The organism is Tabrizicola sp., assembly GCF_051645465.1.
Lineage (GTDB): Bacteria > Pseudomonadota > Alphaproteobacteria > Rhodobacterales > Rhodobacteraceae > Tabrizicola.
Genome location: NZ_JBOFBI010000085.1, coordinates 1 through 15,034 on the forward strand (window position 1 = coordinate 1; position 15,034 = coordinate 15,034).

Sequence of the window (15,034 nt, forward strand, 5' to 3'; positions counted from 1 at the left end):
TGGCATACGCCTTCCTGATGCTGCGCTTCTCGATGTGGCGCACGAAGAAGCTTCTAGACGAGAAGTCGGTGCCGCTGACCGACCCCTCGATCACCCGGCTTGCGGATCGCATGGCGGCGGCGATGGAGGTGCCGGAGATCCAGGTGCGCGTCTTCGAGGTTGAGCCGGTGAATGGGCTTGCCGCAGCCGACGGGCGGATTTTCCTGACGCGCGGGTTCCTGAACCGGAAGGCGCGCGGCGAGGTTTCGGCGGAGGAGCTAGCGAGCGTCATCGCGCATGAGCTTGGCCACGTGGCGCTTGGCCATATGCGGCGGCGGATGATCGATTTCACCGGCCAGAACGCGGTTTTCGTCGTGCTGTCGACACTGCTGAACCGGTTCCTGCCATTTATCGGCATCTGGCTCGCCAATATCATCTCGACAGCCCTTATGGCGCGGCTGTCTCGCCGGGACGAGTTTGAGGCGGATGCCTATGCCTCGGCGCTGCTGATCAAGGCAGGGCTGGGGACCGGGCCGCAGAAAGCGCTGTTCCGCAAACTGGAGGCGCTGACGGCGAACCGGGCGGAGGGCATTCCGGCCTGGCTTCTGAGCCACCCGAAGGTCGAGGAGCGGATCGCGGCGATCGAGGCGAACGAGGCGCGTTGGCTGGGGCAGAAACAAATTTCTTAAGTAAGAAATTTGGCAAATTCCTTACTTAAGGAATTTGGCGCGCTAGACCCCCAGCGCTTTCGCCAGCCGGTAAAGCCGCGCGCGTTTCATGAGGGATTTGAGGGGCACAGGCTGGCCTGAAAGCGCCTCGGCCTTCGCCCGGACGGCTTCGACGATCCGGGCCATGGTATCGGGATGGTGGGACTGCAGCTCCCACAGGAACCCGTCGGGATCTCGGCGTTGGATGCCTTCGGCGGCGAGCACATGGCCGGGGAAATCCTGGGCGTTGAAGGTGACAATGGCATCGGCTCCGCTGGCGATGGCGGTGGCGAGGACGTGCTTGTCGGCGGGGTCGGGCAGGATCAGCCGGGCCTCGATTTCGGGATGCTCGCGGGTGAGCGCCCTTGGGAAGGCCGCGCGCAGGCTGGCCGCTTCGCCCTCGGCGATCGCCGGAGCTTCGGCTCCAAGCTTTGCTGTCGCCAGCACCCATTCCCGCAGGATCCGTTCCGAAAAGACGGGCTGGTAGAGACCCGCCTCTGCGGCGCCTTGCAGGATCTCGCGCAGCACGGTTGGGTAAAGGACGCAGGCATCGAGGACGGCCTTCATCCGTCCAGCCGGAACGTCAGCGCCTTGAGGTACGAGCTTTCGGCCAGTTGTGGCAGCACCGGGTGGTCCGGGCCGGCAAAGCCCGTATGGATGATCTGCCCGCGCCGCCCTGCCCGCCCGACCCCGCGGGCCGAGGCGTTGCGGAAGGCCTGCAGATCGACGGCGTGCGAGCAGGAGCAAAGGACGAGATAACCGCCGGGCCCGACCAGTGGTGCCGCAAGGCGGGCCACCCGCTCATAGGCCCGGAGGCCTGCTTCCAGGGCAGGCTTGGCGGGCGCAAAGGCGGGCGGGTCGCAGATCACGAGGCCAAAGCGCGCACCTTCGGCCCCCAGCGCCTCCAGCACTTCAAACGCATCGCCCTGCCGGGTCGTGAACCGTTCGCCAAAGCCCGAGGCGGCTGCCCCCTGCCCCGCCAACGGAAGTGCGGCCGCCGAGGCATCGACGGCCAGCGCGCTTTCCGCCCCGCCCGCCAAAGCCGCAAGGGCGAAACCGCCGACGTGTGAGAAGACATCCAGGACCTTTGCGCCCTTGGCCAGCCGGGCCGCAAAGGCATGGTTGTCGCGCTGGTCGAAGAAAAGCCCGGTCTTCTGGCCACCGATGAGATCGGCCATGTAGGTGGCTCCGTTCATCGGCACGGGCACCGGGCCTGCAGGCTGAGGACCATGGATCACCCCAACCTCCTCGGTCAGCCCTTCCAGCCCGCGCGCCCGGCCCGAGCCGTTCTTGATCACCGTAGCGACCCCGGTCACCCTGACCAGCGCGTCAACCAGCGGCCGAAGCAGCGCCTCGGCCCAGGCGGCATTCGGCTGAACAACGGCGACATCGCCGAAGCGGTCGATCACCACGCCGGGTAGTCCATCGGCCTCGGCATGGACCAGGCGGTAGAAGGGGCGGTCGTAAAGCCGGGACCGATGCGCAAGCGCCCGTTCGATCCGCGCGGCGAACCAGTCCTGATCGATCATGGCCGCCGGGTCGCGGTCGAGCATCCGGGCAATGATCTTTGACTTGACGTTTACCGTGACGAGGCCCAGGGGCCGCCGCTCACCATCTTCCAGCACCGCAAGCGCGCCCGGTGCCAGTCCTTGAGTGCGCCGGTCCGTCACCAGTTCGTCGGCATAGACCCATGGGAAACCATGGCGGATCGCCCGCGCCTCGGCCTTGGGCTTCAGGCGCACGATCGGGTGCGCCCCTGCCATGATCTCTGTCTCAGTCATCATGCAACCTTCCGGGCCATGCGGGAAATGCCGCTCAATAGCCGCTTTCGTGCCCGCCCGGAAGGTCGACCGTTACTGCGGCTCGATCCGCATCGTCACGGTTGCCGAGGCATAGACGGTGTTTGCCGACGAGCCGCCGCAGCCCATGCCCTGCATATCGCCGTAGACAACGCTTGAGACGCTGATCGAGGTGATCGTGCAGCTCTTTGCGGACGAGGCAAGCAAAGGCGAACAGGCATCAGCCGCGCGGAGCGCGACATGACGCCGGATGGCATCGCCTTCGTCGTTCAGCCCGAGCGGGTTGTCGGCTGACAACGGGAGACTGACATCGACGGTGGTCGTGACATCGACTGAAGGGGCCGGGATCGCGGCCTGGGCAATCGATTTGTTAATGGCAAGGGTTGTGGCTTCCTGCGCAATGGCGGCGCCGGGAAGGCAGGCGGAAATCAGCAAAACAGCTAGGCGCATGCGATCTCTCCGGGATAAGGGGTGGTCGGGCAGTGTCGTAATGCAGGCAAGTTCTATGACGCTTCGGCAGTTCAGTCCAACGCAGATGTTGTCCGGCGCTGGTCCTTGATCATTCTGGACGTCAGGGGCGGCTTGACCGCCCCCAAGGCCCGGAAACTCAGCTCACTTCAGCTCGACTTGCATGGTTATGTTGGACGTCGCGTAAAGATAGTCGGGCTGGCCGGGGTTGCTGTTGATCTGGGTCGAGACGTTGACCGAGGTCACCTCACACTTGGTGGCGATCGTATCCATCAGCGTGACGCATTCGCCGACCGAGCGCTGGTACAGGTCTTTGCGATAGGCCTCCTCCTCGGCAGCTTTTCCCGCACGGTCGGTTGCCGTCAGAGGCGCGTTGATGCTGATCGAGGTGTTGAACATGATCCCGGCAATGGGAAAATCGGACATGCTGCTTTCGGCAGCGGCAGCTGTATCCTGGGCCATGGCAGAGACGGGAAGGCAGGCAATAAGGGCAAAAGCGGCAAGGCGCATTATCGGTCTCCGGATAAGAGGTACTGGCAGTCTCCTCTATCCGGCGCTTTGGCACAACTGCGGTTGTGGTGCGGCCAGGTCAGGCTTTCCCTACGACCGCAGTGGCGGGCCGACGTCCTTGCGATGGCGCGCCGACCTGCCTTTATGGTCAGCTCGACGTTGCAAGCATACAGGCTTCAGCGCGGTTGGGCACGCCGGGGGCAGAGCCGTCAGCCTTCGGCGATACCGGTGCGGCAAGGACCATTGCCGAAAAGAGAACGCCCGCGATGGCAGCGGGAACCAGGATCGTGATCTTCTTCATTTCAAGTTCTCCGGCTATGAGGTGCAGATGATCCTGGATTTCACGTTTCTGGGTTTGCATTTTAGCTGGGACATGCGGAAACTGCGTCCTTAGTGGAGCAGTATTGTTCAGCATTGCTGTGCTTGCGTGTGCCGGATCGGCCATTGGCAACAAAGCGGGATCAATGCTGCTGAAGTAGGATGTTGTTAGCGCTAACAGCCGGTGCTATATCCCCCACCAAACGGACACCTAGAGGACGCCATGTCGCTTCACCCGACCATCGCCCGTGTCACCGACCGCATCCGCGAAAGGTCTGAAACGACGCGCGGCATCTACCTTGACCGGATGGCGAAAGCCGTATCGGACGGCCCGGTCAGGGCGCACCTTTCCTGCGGCAACCAGGCCCATGCCTATGCGGCGATGGGGGCCGACAAGGATGCTCTGGCGGCGGCGAAGGTCCCGAACCTCGGGATCATCACGGCCTATAACGACATGCTTTCGGCCCACCAGCCCTTCGAGCGCTATCCCGACCTGATCCGCGCGGCAGCGGCGAAGGCGGGGGTTACGGTCCAGGTCGCGGGCGGGGTCCCGGCGATGTGTGACGGAGTGACCCAGGGCCAGCCGGGGATGGAGCTGTCGCTTTTCTCCCGCGACGTGATCGCCCTGGCTGCGGGCGTGGCGATGAGCCACAACTGCTTTGACGCGGCGCTTTACCTTGGCGTCTGCGACAAGATCGTGCCGGGCCTGATCATGGCGGCGGCGGCCTTCGGCCATGTCCCGGCGGTCTTTGTACCGGCCGGACCGATGACCAGCGGCCTTCCCAATGACCAGAAGTCCAAGGTCCGCAATGCCTATGCCGAGGGCCGCGCGACCCGCGAAGACCTGATGGCGGCCGAAATGGCCAGCTACCACGGCCCCGGCACCTGCACCTTCTACGGCACGGCAAACACCAACCAGATGCTGATGGAGGTGATGGGGCTTCACCTTCCAGGCGCGAGTTTCGTGAACCCCGGTACTCCCTTGCGCGATGCGCTGACGGTGGCGGCGGTGGAACGCGCAGCCGCGATCACCGCTTTGGGGAACGATTTCCGCCCGGCAGGCGAGATCCTGGACGAACGAGCGTATGTGAACGGGATCGTCGGGCTGATGGCGACGGGCGGGTCGACGAACCTTGTCCTCCACCTGCCCGCCATGGCACGGGCGTCCGGGGTGCTCCTCGATCTGCAGGATTTCGCCGACCTCTCCGAGGCCGTGCCCCTGATGGCCAAGGTCTATCCGAACGGGCTGGCCGACGTGAACCACTTCCACGCCGCCGGGGGCCTCCAGTTCCTGATCAGCCAGCTTCTCGACGCAGGCCTTCTCCATCCCGACGCAAAGACCGTGGCGGGTGATGGCCTGGCAGCCTACCGGCAGGAACCGGTGCTGACGGACGGCCGCCTGAACTGGCGCGACGGACCGAAGGCGAGCCTCAACGACAAGGTCGTCCGCGCCGCTGGTGATGCCTTTGCCGTAAGCGGGGGGCTGAAGCTTCTGACAGGCAACCTTGGGAAGGGCGTGATCAAGGTATCCGCCGTCGCCCCGGAGCGCCACGTGATCGAGGCCCCCACGCGCATCTTCCACAGCCAGGACGCGGTGAAGGCCGCCTTCAAGGCGGGCGAGTTCACAACGGACACGGTGGTCGTCGTCCGCTTCCAGGGGCCGAAGGCGAACGGGATGCCGGAGTTGCATTCGCTGACCCCTACCCTGTCGGTGCTGCAGGACCGCGGCCTTCGGGTGGCGCTGGTGACCGATGGCCGGATGTCCGGCGCCTCGGGCAAGGTCCCCGCCGCAATCCACGTCGCCCCCGAAGCTGCCGCTGGCGGTCCGCTCGCGCGCCTCCGCGACGGCGATATCGTCCGGCTGGATGCGGTCGCAGGCACGCTGACCGCGCTGGTTCCCGATTTCGAGTCCCGCACGCCGGTCACTGCCGACCTCTCGGCCAACGAACACGGTATCGGGCGCGAGCTTTTCGCCGCCTTCCGCCGGGGCGTGGGCTCCGCCGACACCGGCGGCGCGCTCGTCCTTTGACCGGCGCGCCCGGCCTGAACGTCGCTGCCTCCGGCGGGGATATTTTAGCAAAGATGAAAGGAATCGCAGGGTAGGTTCGATGTGCGGTACAGGCGGGGACGCCGATGACCGCCAAAGGTGAAAGGCCCCCCGTCTCCCCCGGTCCGCCGGCTCGAGGCGGGGGCGCCAACCTGCAGCTACCCGCCTTTCATCTTTGCGGCAAATATCCCCGCCGGAGGCTTCCGCACTGACCGCTTCCCCGACGTCGGGGCATCAAGGAGCCTGTCATGACCCCCGCCCAGCAATCCGCTAAAGCCGCCGAAATCTGCCGCCTTGCCCCGGTCGTCCCGGTCCTGGTGATCGATGACCTCGCCCATGCGAGACCCTTGGCCGAGGCGCTGGTTGCGGGTGGGCTTCCGGCGCTGGAGGTGACGCTTAGAACCCCGGTCGCGCTGGATGCGATCCGGGTGATGTCGGAGGTGCCAGGGGGCGTTGTCGGTGCGGGGACGCTGCTCACGCCCGCTGATGTAAAGGCCGCGAAGCAGGCGGGCGCGACCTTCGGGGTTTCGCCCGGCGCTACCGACCGGCTGATCGCCGCTTGCGAGGACGAGGGTCTGCCCCTCCTCCCCGGTGCGGCCACGGCATCCGAAATCATGGCGCTTTTGGAGAAGGGCTATGCGGTTCAGAAGTTCGTCCCGGCCGAACAGGCGGGGGGCGCGGGTTTCCTCAGGTCGATCGGCTCGCCCATTCCGCAGGTCAAGTTCTGTCCGACCGGCGGGATCAGCCTGAAGATCGCGCCGGATTATCTGGCGCTCAAGAACATCCTCTGCGTCGGCGGCAGCTGGGTTGCGCCGAAAGATGCGATGACGAAGGGCGACTGGGCCGGGATCACCCTACTTGCGGCGGAGGCAGCTGCGCTTGCCCGCTCTGCCTGACAGAAGCCAACGGTCAGCCGTCAAGCCCCACGCGCGCGGCCCTGCCACCCCGGCGGCGGGGATGCTCGGGGGCGGTCAGCGCCTCGTGCAGCACCGCAGTCATCGGATGGTCCGGCGCATCCGCGCCGTAGCGCGCAATGAGGGTCCGCACCGCATCCGGGACGGACAGCTCGACCGGGACAGACAGCGCCCAATCCATGAAAATCGACCGGCATTCGCCCGGGGTAATCCCGTCGATCCGGTAGCTTTCGCGCACCAGGCCCTTTGGGTCAGCCTCGCCGAGGTCCATCGCCCGTCTCCCCATGTCTGCCCTCTCCGACCAAACGCGTAACCGCGGCCCCGGCAGCCGCGGCGGCGTCCGACAACGCCCCGGCGAGGCCCGGCCCGTCCGAAGCCGCCGTCTCGCGCAGAACGAACGCCCGCCCGCCTTCACCCAAGTTGTCCCAATCCATCGCCCGGTCGCCCAGAAGCCGCGTTGCCGCCTGCACTTGCCACATCAGCCTGTAGGCACCGGTCATGGCCTGCGCGTCTGAATCCGGCAGAAGACGGCCTGCGCCCGCCGCAATCTGATGCTCGACCCCGCGCGCGGGGCTTCCGGACATAAGCGCCAAGGCCTGCGCCGCAAGCTCGATGTCCATCATGCGCCCCGGCCCGTTCTTCGCATCCCAAAGCCCCTCGGCGGGCTTGGCTGCCTGGAGCCGCATCCGCATCTCGGCCACATCGCCGCGCACCTTCGCCCCCTGCCCTTTCGCCACAAGAAGCGCCCGCCGGAAGGCTTCCACCTCGCCGCCAAGCGAGGCATCGCCAGCCAGCACCCGGGCCCGCGTCAGCGCGAGGTGTTCCCAGGTCCAGGCCTCGGTCTCCTGATAGGTGGTGAAGCTCTGCAAGCTCGTCGCCACCGGCCCCTGCCGACCAGAGGGCCGGAGCCGCATGTCGACCTCGTAAAGCCGCCCCTCCGGCATCTGCGCAGTCAGCGCGGTGACAAGGGCCTGCGTCAGGCGGGCGTAATAGGGCCGGGTCGCCAAAGGGCGCGGACCGTCGGACATCTCGACCCCTTCAGCATCGTAGATCACGATGAGGTCTAGGTCGGACCCCGCATTAAGCCGCGCAGCACCCAGCGACCCCATGCCAAGCAGAACCGCCCCCCGGCCGGGCATCGGCCCGTGCTTCCGGGCAAAGTCCACTGCAACCTCGTCCCAGATCACCGAAACGACCGCCTCGGCCAGATCGGCATACTGCGTCCCGGCCTCAAACCCGTCGATCAGGCCGCGCAGGTGGTGGACGCCTATCCGGAAGTGCCACTCCTTCATCCATCGGCGGGCGGCATCCAGCCGGGCCTCATAGTCCGGGGCCTGTGCCAGCCGGGCCGCAAGCTCGCCGCGCAGCGCTTTGGCGCCCGGCCAGGCCCCCCAGAAACTGCCGCCGATCACTCCGTCCAGAACACCAGCATTTCGTGAAAGGTAGCGCGCGAGGCCGGGGGCCGAACCCGCGATGTCGACGATCAGTTCGACCAGCGAGGGGTTCGCCTCGAAAAGCGAAAAGATCTGCACCCCGGCCGGAAGTCCCTGCAGAAACCCGTCCAGCGCTACCAGCGCCTCGTCCGGGTTGGCAGCGCGCGCGAGTTCCCGCAGCATTCGGGGCCGAAGCCGCCGGAATATCGCTTGCGCCCGGTCCGACCGAAGAGCCGGATAGCTTTCCCAGTCCCTGGTGATTGCACGGGCCGCGCTGGAGAGTTCCGGCCCATCTTCCGCCTGGCCCGGCGCGAAGAAGCCTTCCGTCAGCCGGTCGGTGCGGTTGAGCCGTTCCAGAAGGTCGCGGCGGAAATCGGCCTCGCTTTGCCCGCAGAATGCAGCGATCCGGGCGATGCCTTCGGGGGTTGCGGGCAGGGAATGGGTCTGGGCGTCGTTCACCATTTGCAGCCGGTGCTCGACCTCGCGGTGCGCCCGGTAATGGGCCGTCAGTTCCGACGCCACCTCGTCCGGCACCCATCCTTTCGCGGCCAGCGCGGCCAGACCCCCGACCGTCGTCCGTTCGCGCAGAGAGGCATCGCGGCCGCCCGCGATCAGCTGGCGGGTCTGGGTGAAGAACTCGATCTCACGGATGCCCCCGGCGCCAAGTTTCAGGTTGTGCCCTTCCACTGCGATCGGCCCGTGCAGCCCCCGGTGGTCACGGATGCGAAGCCGCATGTCGTGCGCGTCCTGGATCGCCGCAAAGTCCAGGTGCTTGCGCCAGACAAAGGGGATCAGCGTCTTCAGGAACCGCTCCCCAGCCGCGATGTCGCCGCCGCAGGGCCGTGCCTTGATATAGGCGGCGCGTTCCCAGGTGCGGCCCTCTGCTTCGTAATAGGCCTCGGCCGCCGCCATCGACAGGCAGACAGGCGTGACCGACGCATCGGGGCGAAGCCGCAGGTCGGAGCGGAAGACGTAGCCGTCCGTCACATCCGAAAGGATCGCCGTCATCCGCCTCGTGATCTTGATGAAGACCTGCCGGGCCTCCTGCTCGACCCCCGGATAGCGCGTTTCATCGAAAAGGCAGATCAGGTCGATGTCGGAGGAATAGTTGAGCTCTCCCGCCCCCATCTTGCCCATCGCCAGCACGACCATGCCACCTGCCGTTGAGGCGTCGTCCGGGTTGGCCCCAGGCAGGCGTCCGCGCCGGATGTCCTCGGCCACAAGCGTGGTCACCGCCAGATGCACCGCCCGGTCGGCCAGCCTGGTCAGCGCCCCGGTCACCGTCTCCAGCGGCCAGACCCCGCCCAGATCGCAGAGCGCCGCCAAGAGCGCCACCCGGCGCTTCGCCTGGCGCAGTGCAATAGCCACGGCATCGGGGGGAAGATCGATGGGCGCCGCAAGAACCGTCGCCAGCGCGGCTTCAGGGTCGGCCACTGCTTCCGGCAGCCAGTCTGCCTCGCGCTGCATCAGCCCGCGCAGGTAGGGGCTGCACCCGGCTGTGGCAGACAAGAGCCCCATGACCTCCGGGCCAAGGTCGGGCAGTGTTGCGCGGGCATCCGCGGCGGCAGCGGGGTCGAAGGCTGTGGGCTGTCGGGTCAGACGGGCGGCAAGGCTCATGGCCCCGACCTTGCGGCGATGGGTTTGCCCCGTCAACTGGCCATCCGGTGCAGCGCGGCAGGCGGTCGATTGCCCAACGGGAGGAACCTTGTCGACGTCTTATGTGAAATATGTTTACATACCACTTGAACCTTGCCCCAAGACACCGCATCTTGACCAATGTGAATACGCTTCACATCCTGAACCTGGAGACCGCCGATGTACACGACCACCGACACCGCCCGGCCTGGCGGGATCCGTGCCATGTTCCACCGCGCAGAGGCCTGGCTGGACCAGCGCGGCAAATGGGCCTGGATCACCGCAATGGTCCTTGGCTTCGTCATCTTTTGGCCCGTGGGCCTTGCCCTTCTGGCCTATATGATCTGGGGAAAACAGATGTTTGGACATTCCTGCGGCAAACACCGCAATCACGACGACTATCGCTACAGCTACCGTTACAGCTACCGCGGCGGCAAGCACAGCCAGCGCTCTGCCTCCGAGACCGGCAACTATGCCTTCGACAACTACAAGGCCGAAGCCCTGCGTCGGCTTGAGGAAGAGCAGGAGGCGTTCGAGGCTTTCCTGCAGCGCCTGCGCACCTCGAAGGACAAGACCGAATTCGACTCCTTCATGGAAGAGCGCGCCCGCGCTACCGCCGTCGCCGATGCCGAGGCGGATACAGCCGGGACCGAGCCTCCGGCAAAGCCCGAGCCGGGCGCCCGGCCCGGTGAGTACTAAGACCCTCGCCCCATCCCGCGCAACAGGCGGGGTGGGGCATTGCCGTTCGATAAACTCGACGCTTGGCGGACGGCATTTGGCTTGTTAGGCTCTTCGATGTTCCGATCCTGACCCGAGCCCGATGCGCCACTCTCTTCCCCTGACGCCCCAATTCTACGTGACGGCGCCGCAACCCTGCCCCTACCTGCCGGGGCGGATGGAACGGAAGCTGTTCACGGCACTTCAGGGGGAGCATGCCCAAAAGCTGAACGACACATTGTCGAAGCAGGGCTTCCGTCGCAGCCAGAACGTGCTTTACCGCCCGTCCTGTGCCGAATGCTCGGCCTGCCTTTCCGCCCGCATCCGGGTTGCCGACTTCACGCCCTCACGCACCCAGAAGCGCATCCTGAAGCGCGGCGCGGGGCTTCGCCGGAACGCGACCAGCCCCTGGGCCACCGAAGACCAGTTCTCGCTGTTCCGACGCTACCTCGACCACCGCCACGCCGATGGTGGGATGGCCGACATGGATATCTTCGAATTCGCCGCGATGATCGAAGAGACGCCGATCAAGTCCCGCGTCATCGAATACACCCGCCCGCCGGGCGAAGGCGAACGGGGCCGCGCATTGGCCGGGGTCTGCCTGACCGATGTCTTCGATGACGGGCTGTCGATGGTCTACAGCTTCTACGACCCTGATCTGACCGACATGAGCCTTGGGACCTATGTGATCCTTGACCATGTCGCCATCGCGCGTGAGGCGGGGCTGCCTTATGTCTACCTGGGCTACTGGGTGCCCGGCAGCCGCAAGATGGGCTACAAGGCCGGCTTCTCGGCGCTGGAGATCTACAAGGGCGGTGAATGGCAGCCGGTTGGCGATCCGGCGCGGCATGGGGCGGACCTGCATCCGCTCTCGGTCGATCCGATCGCCGAGCAGGTTGCCCGGATCAGCCTGCCTGACACCCGCGTCTGAATGCCCGCCCGCATCTCGGCCCTGGCCCTTGTCGTGCCGGACTACGACGAGGCGATTGGGTTCTATGTTGGTAAGCTCGGTTTCCGGCTGACCGAAGACATCGACCAGGGGCGCAAGCGCTGGGTCACGGTCGAGCCGCCGGGGGGTGGTACGCGTCTGGTTCTGGCGCGGGCTGATACGCCCGAGCAGGCCCTTGCCATTGGAAATCAGGCTGGGGGTCGGGTGTTCCTGTTCCTTGAGACCGACGACTTCGCCCGCGATCACGCGGCGATGCTGGCTGCGGGGGTGACCTTCGAGGAAGCCCCCCGGCATGAGCCCTATGGCACGGTTGCGGTCTGGTGCGATCCGTTCGGGAACCGCTGGGACTTGATCTGTCCCACGGTGGGACAATGAGTCGGAATATTAGATATCAATAGCTTACATATGCGTTAGGGCCGCGTTAAGGATTGGCTCGCAACCCGCTTCACCCCCGCTGGCTGAGCACGACCCCAAGCGCCATCAATCCCAGGCCCAGCATCCTAAGCGCGCTGACGGGCCGCGCGGCCAGCCCCATCAGACCTGTCGCATCGATGATCGCGGCCGAGACGAGCTGGCCGAGGAGTACGAAGAGGATCGCGTTTGCAAGGCCAAAACGCGGGGCGACGAAGGTGATCGAGAGGATGTAGAAGGCGACCAGGCACCCCGCCAGAAACAGGACCGGCGGCTGCCCCGGCACGCGGGCAAGCGCCCCCTGCCCTCCTGTCGCCAGCAACACGACCAACGCCGTCGCGAAAGCCACGGCGAACAGTACCACCCCGGCCGCAACGGGCGAGCCGATCCTTTGCCCCAGATTGGCGTTCAGCGCGGCGAGAAGCGGAATCCCGACCCCCGCCGCGAGCATCAGGGCTGCGTGGCGCAGACCGTCACCCATCGGCCGCCCTCTGACGGGCCCGGTACTCCTCGACCGGAAGGCCGCCGACCCCCCAGTCCTCCAGCGCCACCTCGTCGATCACGACGAAGGTCGTCGCGGGCGACTTGTTCAGCACCTTCACCAGCAAGTCGGTGACCCCGGCGATCAGCTCGGCCTTCTGGGCGGCTGTCGCCCCTTCGCGGGTGATCTTGATGTTGACGTAAGGCATCTCAGGCCTCCTCTTCGTAGTGGAACACTTTCGAGATGACCTGCCAACGCCCGTCGAGCTTGATGAGCGTCAGGAAGTCGGTGAAGTGGCGCGCTCCGATTGCGCAGCGCACCACGGCGCGGGCAGTGACGGGTCCCGCAAAGTCGACGGCAACAATCTCGTCCCGCCGCACCTCGCCCCGTGAGGCCGGAGAGGCCCGTGCGTCGACGATCGGGAAATACTCGGCCATGTCGCGGTAGAGGAGCGAGCCGTCCGTGGCGCAAACGTACTGGGCCTTGGGGTGGAACACCCTGCCAAGCCGCCCTGTGTCGCTGTGGTAAAGGCCGTCGAAGTAGGTGCCCAGCACTTCGGCGACGGCCTGAAAATCGGCTGCTTCGGCCATCACGCGACCAGCCCCTCGGCCTTCAGCACCGCCTGCACCGAAGGCCGCGCCCCGACCCGTGCCATGAAGGCCGACAGATGCGGCCAGCGGTCCAAGGCGATGCCGGTCATGTTGGCCCAGTTCGCGACGACGAAGGCATAAGCGTCGGCGATGGTGAAATCGACGCCCGTCGTATGGGTGCGTCCGTCCGAGAGGCCGTCTTCCAGCCAGTGGAGCTTGAGTGCTACGGTCCGACGGGCAGCCTCTCTCGCGGCATCGGTCGCAGACGGGTCGAAGAGCGGGCCGAATGCCACGTGGAGTTCGGTCCCGAGGAAATTCAGCATCTCGTTGACCCGCGCCCGCGCCATCGTGCCACCCGCCGGGGCCAGCCTTTCGTCCGCCGCCCGGTCGGCCAGAAACTGCAGGATCGCCGGCCCTTCGGTCAGTATCTCGCCGTCAACTTCCAGCGCGGGCACCTTGCCCTTGGGATTGATCGCCCGATAGTCGGCCCCCGATGCCGTCTTGCCCGCAACTGTATCCACCATCTCGACGGTGAAATCCTCGCCGATCTCGGTCAGGACGATATGCGATGCCATCGAGCAGACGCCGGGCTTGATGTAGAGTTTCATGTCGGTTCTCCTGCGTTTCAGATGGCCACGGGCTAGCATGAATGATAACCTGGAGTAACCGGGTAACCTGCAGTAACGCCTATTCCGAGGTATCCCGGCGGTAACCAACCCGGAGGCCATGACATGCTGAAGCGCCGCAAGAACCGCACGCCGCACCCGCTTTGCCCGCTGTCCCAGTGCATGGACTTTATCGGCGGGGCCTGGACGCCGAATGTCATCTGGTATCTCTCGTCCGGCCCGCGCCGGTTCTCGGAGCTTCGGTCGGACATTCCTTACGTTTCTGCCAAAGTGCTGACACAACGCTTGCGCGAACTGGAAGAGCGCGGCATCCTCAGCCGCAGCGTGATGGCCACTTCTCCGCCGTCGGTGGAATACGCGCTCACGCCGCTTGGACAAGAGTTCAAACCGGTGATCGAGGCAATCGTGGCAGTGGGCTACCGGCTGAAGGATCGGGTTGGGGTTGAAGAAGAGGTCGCGTCCTGACCACAAAATGCTTGGTGCCGCCCATTTTTCTCAGCCACCGGTTGACTTGAAGATTGGGCTCGGGATGATTGGCTAGGCTTGTTTGCCAGTTTGACACAACAGCCGCAGTCTCAAGCGGCGGACATCAGGGAGGGATCAGGACGATGCAGCAATGGCTTGCCGCATTTCTCGGCATATCCGAGTCAATGAGCGTATACGTATCGATCGGCATATTCGTATTGATCGGCATACTCGGATTGAGCGTCTTGACCCTGATCGGCTTGAAGCCCGTCCTGACAGAACCAAACTCCTGGATCGGTCGGATGTTGCTCAATTTGTCGCGTGGTATCGACCGCGTGACCGAGTTTGTCGGCAAGGCGGTGATGTGGCTGATCCTGCTGTCGGTTCTGGTATCCGCGGGCAACGCCATCATCCTAAAGATGTTCAGCATCTCGTCCAACGCCTGGCTTGAGCTGCGGTGGTACCTCTTCGGCGCGGCCTTCATGCTGGCGGCCGCCTACACGCTGAAGCAGAACGAACATGTCCGCGTCGATGTGTTCTATGCCTCTCGAAGCCGGACGACCCAGCACTGGATCGACCTTTTTGGCCATGTCTTTTTCCTCTTGCCCTTTGTAGTCCTGATGACCTGGCTGCTGGTTCCATATTTCCTGCAGGCCTACAGCAGCGGCGAGGTGTCGTCCAACTCGAGCGGCCTGATCATATGGCCCGCGCGGGCCTTTCTCCTGGCAGGGTTCTGCCTTCTGGTGCTGCAGGCAATCTCCGAAATCATCAAGAAGATCGCCGTCATCGCCGGGTTGATGGAAGACCCGCACCCGACGCTTAGCGCCAAAGAGGCGGCAGAGCTTGAGGTCGCAGCACTGGTGCAGGAGATCAAGAAGTGATCGAACTCATCGCCCACAACCTTGCCCCGATCATGTTCATCAGCCTGATCGGCTTCCTGCTTCTGGGTTATCCGGTCGCCTTTTCGCTGGCCGCGAACGGCCTT

General features: G+C 65.3%; 19 protein-coding genes. 8 read left to right on the forward strand and 11 right to left on the reverse strand.

The window, feature by feature from the left end:
• The coding region (locus ACRCSW_RS05600) for a M48 family metallopeptidase (RefSeq protein ID WP_438703303.1) at positions 1 to 668 on the forward strand (668 nt) is incomplete at its 5' end.
• A 42-nt stretch (positions 669 to 710) separates the two neighbouring features.
• Here ACRCSW_RS05600 and ACRCSW_RS05605 read toward each other — a convergent pair.
• From ACRCSW_RS05605 to ACRCSW_RS05625, 5 genes are all read right to left on the reverse strand, one after another.
• Positions 711 to 1,253, reverse strand: coding sequence for an RSP_2648 family PIN domain-containing protein (locus tag ACRCSW_RS05605; RefSeq protein ID WP_438703305.1), 543 nt, complete (start codon positions 1,251 to 1,253; stop codon positions 711 to 713).
• Positions 1,250 to 2,467 carry an RSP_2647 family RNA methyltransferase gene (locus ACRCSW_RS05610; protein WP_438703331.1) on the reverse strand — a complete coding sequence of 406 codons (1,218 nt, stop codon included), beginning with the start codon at positions 2,465 to 2,467 and terminating at the stop codon, positions 1,250 to 1,252. Before ACRCSW_RS05610 ends, ACRCSW_RS05605 begins: the two co-directional genes overlap by 4 nt.
• Before the next feature lie 72 nt (positions 2,468 to 2,539).
• The gene (locus ACRCSW_RS05615) at positions 2,540 to 2,935 is read right to left on the reverse strand and encodes a hypothetical protein (RefSeq protein ID WP_438703306.1); all 396 of its coding nucleotides are present in this window, start codon (positions 2,933 to 2,935) and stop codon (positions 2,540 to 2,542) included.
• Between the two features lie 162 nt (positions 2,936 to 3,097).
• Positions 3,098 to 3,463 (reverse strand): hypothetical protein, encoded by a 366-nt coding sequence (locus tag ACRCSW_RS05620; protein ID WP_438703308.1) that lies wholly within the window; start codon positions 3,461 to 3,463, stop codon positions 3,098 to 3,100.
• A 148-nt stretch (positions 3,464 to 3,611) separates the two neighbouring features.
• Entirely contained in the window at positions 3,612 to 3,878 is a 267-nt protein-coding gene (locus tag ACRCSW_RS05625; protein ID WP_438703309.1) for a hypothetical protein, read from the reverse strand.
• Between the two features lie 126 nt (positions 3,879 to 4,004).
• Here ACRCSW_RS05625 and edd point away from each other — a divergent pair, with 126 nt between their 5' ends.
• Complete coding sequence (edd, locus tag ACRCSW_RS05630; RefSeq protein ID WP_438703311.1) at positions 4,005 to 5,810, forward strand: phosphogluconate dehydratase; 1,806 nt, start codon at positions 4,005 to 4,007, stop codon at positions 5,808 to 5,810.
• Positions 5,811 to 6,076: 266 nt separating this feature from the next.
• Complete coding sequence (gene eda, locus ACRCSW_RS05635; protein ID WP_438703313.1) at positions 6,077 to 6,724, forward strand: bifunctional 4-hydroxy-2-oxoglutarate aldolase/2-dehydro-3-deoxy-phosphogluconate aldolase; 648 nt, start codon at positions 6,077 to 6,079, stop codon at positions 6,722 to 6,724.
• 13 nt (positions 6,725 to 6,737) lie between these two features.
• Here the strand turns inward: eda and ACRCSW_RS05640 are convergent, their stop codons facing one another.
• Together ACRCSW_RS05640 and ACRCSW_RS05645 are read right to left on the reverse strand one after the other, a co-directional pair.
• Entirely contained in the window at positions 6,738 to 7,013 is a 276-nt protein-coding gene (locus ACRCSW_RS05640; RefSeq protein WP_438703314.1) for a hypothetical protein, read from the reverse strand.
• Positions 6,994 to 9,792 carry a glutamine-synthetase adenylyltransferase gene (locus tag ACRCSW_RS05645; RefSeq protein ID WP_438703315.1) on the reverse strand — a complete coding sequence of 933 codons (2,799 nt, stop codon included), beginning with the start codon at positions 9,790 to 9,792 and terminating at the stop codon, positions 6,994 to 6,996. The genes ACRCSW_RS05640 and ACRCSW_RS05645 overlap by 20 nt, the downstream gene beginning before the upstream one ends.
• 198 nt (positions 9,793 to 9,990) lie before the next feature.
• Between ACRCSW_RS05645 and ACRCSW_RS05650 the strand changes: the two genes are divergently transcribed.
• The 3 genes from ACRCSW_RS05650 to ACRCSW_RS05660 all read left to right on the forward strand — a co-directional run bounded on the left by ACRCSW_RS05650 (position 9,991) and on the right by ACRCSW_RS05660 (position 11,851).
• Complete coding sequence (locus tag ACRCSW_RS05650) at positions 9,991 to 10,509, forward strand: DUF2852 domain-containing protein (protein WP_438703317.1); 519 nt, start codon at positions 9,991 to 9,993, stop codon at positions 10,507 to 10,509.
• A 121-nt stretch (positions 10,510 to 10,630) separates the two neighbouring features.
• Positions 10,631 to 11,458: an arginyltransferase gene (locus ACRCSW_RS05655; protein ID WP_438703318.1), complete on the forward strand. Its 828-nt coding sequence runs from the start codon at positions 10,631 to 10,633 to the stop codon at positions 11,456 to 11,458.
• Positions 11,459 to 11,851 carry a VOC family protein gene (locus ACRCSW_RS05660; RefSeq protein ID WP_438703320.1) on the forward strand — a complete coding sequence of 131 codons (393 nt, stop codon included), beginning with the start codon at positions 11,459 to 11,461 and terminating at the stop codon, positions 11,849 to 11,851.
• A 70-nt stretch (positions 11,852 to 11,921) separates the two neighbouring features.
• Here ACRCSW_RS05660 and ACRCSW_RS05665 read toward each other — a convergent pair whose 3' ends face one another.
• From ACRCSW_RS05665 to gstA, 4 genes are read right to left on the reverse strand one after another with little or no spacing between them, the layout of a single operon-like run.
• On the reverse strand, positions 11,922 to 12,368 hold the full coding sequence (locus ACRCSW_RS05665) for a DMT family transporter (protein ID WP_438703322.1): 447 nt from the start codon (positions 12,366 to 12,368) through the stop codon (positions 11,922 to 11,924).
• Positions 12,361 to 12,576, reverse strand: a complete 216-nt coding sequence (locus tag ACRCSW_RS05670) for a tautomerase family protein (protein ID WP_438703324.1) — start codon at positions 12,574 to 12,576, stop codon at positions 12,361 to 12,363. The genes ACRCSW_RS05665 and ACRCSW_RS05670 overlap by 8 nt, the downstream gene beginning before the upstream one ends.
• 1 nt (position 12,577) lies before the next feature.
• A complete protein-coding gene (locus tag ACRCSW_RS05675; protein ID WP_438703325.1) occupies positions 12,578 to 12,958 on the reverse strand; it encodes a nuclear transport factor 2 family protein in 381 nt (126 codons plus the stop codon).
• Entirely contained in the window at positions 12,958 to 13,566 is a 609-nt protein-coding gene (gstA, locus tag ACRCSW_RS05680) for a glutathione transferase GstA (RefSeq protein ID WP_438703327.1), read from the reverse strand. Before gstA ends, ACRCSW_RS05675 begins: the two co-directional genes overlap by 1 nt.
• Before the next feature lie 123 nt (positions 13,567 to 13,689).
• On the opposite strand from gstA, the gene ACRCSW_RS05685 reads away from it, so the two are divergent.
• Both ACRCSW_RS05685 and ACRCSW_RS05690 read left to right on the forward strand, forming a co-directional pair.
• Complete coding sequence (locus tag ACRCSW_RS05685; protein ID WP_438703328.1) at positions 13,690 to 14,049, forward strand: winged helix-turn-helix transcriptional regulator; 360 nt, start codon at positions 13,690 to 13,692, stop codon at positions 14,047 to 14,049.
• 302 nt (positions 14,050 to 14,351) lie between these two features.
• Positions 14,352 to 14,930, forward strand: coding sequence for a TRAP transporter small permease subunit (locus ACRCSW_RS05690; protein ID WP_438703329.1), 579 nt, complete (start codon positions 14,352 to 14,354; stop codon positions 14,928 to 14,930).
• The last annotated feature ends 104 nt before the right edge of the window (positions 14,931 to 15,034 follow it).

What these genes read in the sequence shown, in the direction of transcription:
- eda (WP_438703313.1), top strand. Translation starts at nt 6,077, where the DNA reads ATGACCCCCGCCCAGCAATCCGCTAAAGCCGCCGAAATCTGCCGCCTT.
- ACRCSW_RS05660 (WP_438703320.1), top strand. Translation starts at nt 11,459, where the DNA reads ATGCCCGCCCGCATCTCGGCCCTGGCCCTTGTCGTGCCGGACTACGAC.
- ACRCSW_RS05615 (WP_438703306.1), bottom strand. Translation starts at nt 2,935, where the DNA reads ATGCGCCTAGCTGTTTTGCTGATTTCCGCCTGCCTTCCCGGCGCCGCC.
- ACRCSW_RS05655 (WP_438703318.1), top strand. Translation starts at nt 10,631, where the DNA reads ATGCGCCACTCTCTTCCCCTGACGCCCCAATTCTACGTGACGGCGCCG.
- ACRCSW_RS05670 (WP_438703324.1), bottom strand. Translation starts at nt 12,576, where the DNA reads ATGCCTTACGTCAACATCAAGATCACCCGCGAAGGGGCGACAGCCGCC.
- ACRCSW_RS05675 (WP_438703325.1), bottom strand. Translation starts at nt 12,958, where the DNA reads ATGGCCGAAGCAGCCGATTTTCAGGCCGTCGCCGAAGTGCTGGGCACC.
- ACRCSW_RS05610 (WP_438703331.1), bottom strand. Translation starts at nt 2,467, where the DNA reads ATGACTGAGACAGAGATCATGGCAGGGGCGCACCCGATCGTGCGCCTG.
- ACRCSW_RS05625 (WP_438703309.1), bottom strand. Translation starts at nt 3,878, where the DNA reads ATGCTGAACAATACTGCTCCACTAAGGACGCAGTTTCCGCATGTCCCA.
- ACRCSW_RS05640 (WP_438703314.1), bottom strand. Translation starts at nt 7,013, where the DNA reads ATGGACCTCGGCGAGGCTGACCCAAAGGGCCTGGTGCGCGAAAGCTAC.
- gstA (WP_438703327.1), bottom strand. Translation starts at nt 13,566, where the DNA reads ATGAAACTCTACATCAAGCCCGGCGTCTGCTCGATGGCATCGCATATC.
- ACRCSW_RS05650 (WP_438703317.1), top strand. Translation starts at nt 9,991, where the DNA reads ATGTACACGACCACCGACACCGCCCGGCCTGGCGGGATCCGTGCCATG.
- ACRCSW_RS05620 (WP_438703308.1), bottom strand. Translation starts at nt 3,463, where the DNA reads ATGCGCCTTGCCGCTTTTGCCCTTATTGCCTGCCTTCCCGTCTCTGCC.
- ACRCSW_RS05665 (WP_438703322.1), bottom strand. Translation starts at nt 12,368, where the DNA reads ATGGGTGACGGTCTGCGCCACGCAGCCCTGATGCTCGCGGCGGGGGTC.
- ACRCSW_RS05685 (WP_438703328.1), top strand. Translation starts at nt 13,690, where the DNA reads ATGCTGAAGCGCCGCAAGAACCGCACGCCGCACCCGCTTTGCCCGCTG.
- edd (WP_438703311.1), top strand. Translation starts at nt 4,005, where the DNA reads ATGTCGCTTCACCCGACCATCGCCCGTGTCACCGACCGCATCCGCGAA.
- ACRCSW_RS05690 (WP_438703329.1), top strand. Translation starts at nt 14,352, where the DNA reads ATGTTGCTCAATTTGTCGCGTGGTATCGACCGCGTGACCGAGTTTGTC.
- ACRCSW_RS05605 (WP_438703305.1), bottom strand. Translation starts at nt 1,253, where the DNA reads ATGAAGGCCGTCCTCGATGCCTGCGTCCTTTACCCAACCGTGCTGCGC.
- ACRCSW_RS05645 (WP_438703315.1), bottom strand. Translation starts at nt 9,792, where the DNA reads ATGAGCCTTGCCGCCCGTCTGACCCGACAGCCCACAGCCTTCGACCCC.